Source organism: Legionella maceachernii (genome assembly GCF_900167045.1).
In the GTDB taxonomy this organism is placed as follows: domain Bacteria; phylum Pseudomonadota; class Gammaproteobacteria; order Legionellales; family Legionellaceae; genus Tatlockia; species Tatlockia maceachernii.
The window spans coordinates 1-1,688 of sequence record NZ_FUXJ01000036.1; the positions used below are offsets into that span (position 1 = coordinate 1).

A 1,688-nucleotide genomic window follows, 5' to 3' on the forward strand; every position below is an offset into this window, starting at 1 on the left:
ATGCCAACGTTAGTTGGGCCTTCCGCTGCGGGGGCAGTAAAGGTAATCGTACAGCTTGCCCCAATTGCAAGGCTCGCCCCACACGTCGTGCTTTGCACGCTGATGTTGCTGCCCCCTGGAATGGTTGCGGCCACATTCTCTGCCGGTTCTGGCGAGCCCATACTGTTGGTTACAGTGACTAACCCATTATTTCCCGCAACAAAATTTAAAGAAGACGGGTTCACCGTAATCGTAGCCCCTGTTGCAGGACCACGGGTAATGCGCAAAATATTGGCGCTACTGGGCCGATAACACTGATTCAGGTTTCCTTGTTGACAAACCACGGGGCCATCCGTAATCGGACTGCTTAACTGGCTACCGTTTATCTGTAAAGACAGTATGCAGGAATTTTTGCCTCTGAGAACAAAAGGATTGCCGCACACATTGAGCCCCGCGGTGATTTGCGTCACGCCACGAATGGGCTGCATGGCTAAGGTGTGTGGCCTGCTGGATTGATTGGTGACTCGGTATTGCACCATGGCCGTACCATTGGCAGGCACGGTAATCGTGGTGGGCATCAGTGGCTCAAAGGTCCACAATGGAGTCCCTGCACAAGCCGTTGTAATCATGAATCCTAACCACAAGAAAGCCAGTATTCTCTTTAAAAAAATTTTGTTGCTGTATCGTAGCATGACCTTTGTCCTTATGCGATGTAAGTCAAATTAAACAAAACCCCATTGGTGTAGAGGTGATTAAGGGCTAATCCCGTGTTTAGGCTCTGCCCCAAAGCACGACCCAGTTCGCTTTTACCCCAGTCGGCAAACTCATAACCAACCCCCAATTGCCAATGTTCGCTAATGGATTTTTGCACCCCAGCACCCAGCGTGTAGGTGAAAGCGGTTTTTGTGTGGTCTTCAAAGTTGTTATTAGGAAGCGCCTCAAAAATCAAAGGCGTATTCGTAAAATCATGAGCGCGGTTAAACCCCACCCCAAGACTTGCGCTCACCCAGGGCATGACCCAATAGCCTTTATCAAGCAACAGCTTGCCTTTTACTGCTACGCGAGAGTTTCGGACTTTGTAAAGGTAGCTGTAATTATCAAATTGAGGGTCGGCATCATCCCATATCACGCCCTGAAGTCTGGCATTGCCAGTAGTGGCAGCTGCCAATCCCAATTGCCCCAGCCATTGAGAAGTCAATTCTTTTTGTATGCCAACAAACAGTTCACCCGAGGCAATGGCATTAGTCGATTTTCTAGCCGCATAGGTCTTTTCAATCTCTGGCGCCAAATAAAAAGTCTGTGTCTCACCGCCTCTTGCCCAAACGGGCCCCGCGGCTATTGAAGCAACCCAGGTCCAGTCTTTGGAGGGAATAACAGGCCCCATGGTACCCGCAAATGCTGTGCTTCCCAGCACACTGACTGTTGCTATAGAAAGAAATAAACGATACTTCATAAGCGCTCCTTGCAAAGTAAAACGAGTCATTAAGTGAAAATAGTAACCAGTCAGCGGCAATCGATTGGAATAACAAGAGAATGAAGGCAGAAACGTACCCCATAGGATTTAAGAAGAGCAACGAGATGAAACAAGCCCCTAAGTAAAGGAAAGAAACACAATAAAATATAATGGAGTAAAATGAAAATAAGGAAAAATCTAGTGCTGATTGCTGATTGCTGATTGCTGATTGCTGATTGCTGATTGCTGATTGCTG

The 1,688-nt window shown here is 47.7% G+C and carries 2 protein-coding genes and 1 pseudogene; all 3 read right to left on the reverse strand.

The genetic code is table 11. From position 1 onward, the window contains the following. A pseudogene (locus tag B5D33_RS16710) lies at positions 1 to 671 on the reverse strand (hypothetical protein); the annotation flags it as partial. Positions 672 to 682: 11 nt separating this feature from the next. Next, positions 683 to 1,432 carry an outer membrane protein gene (locus B5D33_RS16225; protein WP_058453026.1) on the reverse strand — a complete coding sequence of 250 codons (750 nt, stop codon included), beginning with the start codon at positions 1,430 to 1,432 and terminating at the stop codon, positions 683 to 685. A 50-nt stretch (positions 1,433 to 1,482) separates the two neighbouring features. Further along, on the reverse strand, positions 1,483 to 1,688 hold a 206-nt coding region (locus B5D33_RS16765; RefSeq protein ID WP_214608094.1), incomplete at its 5' end, for a hypothetical protein.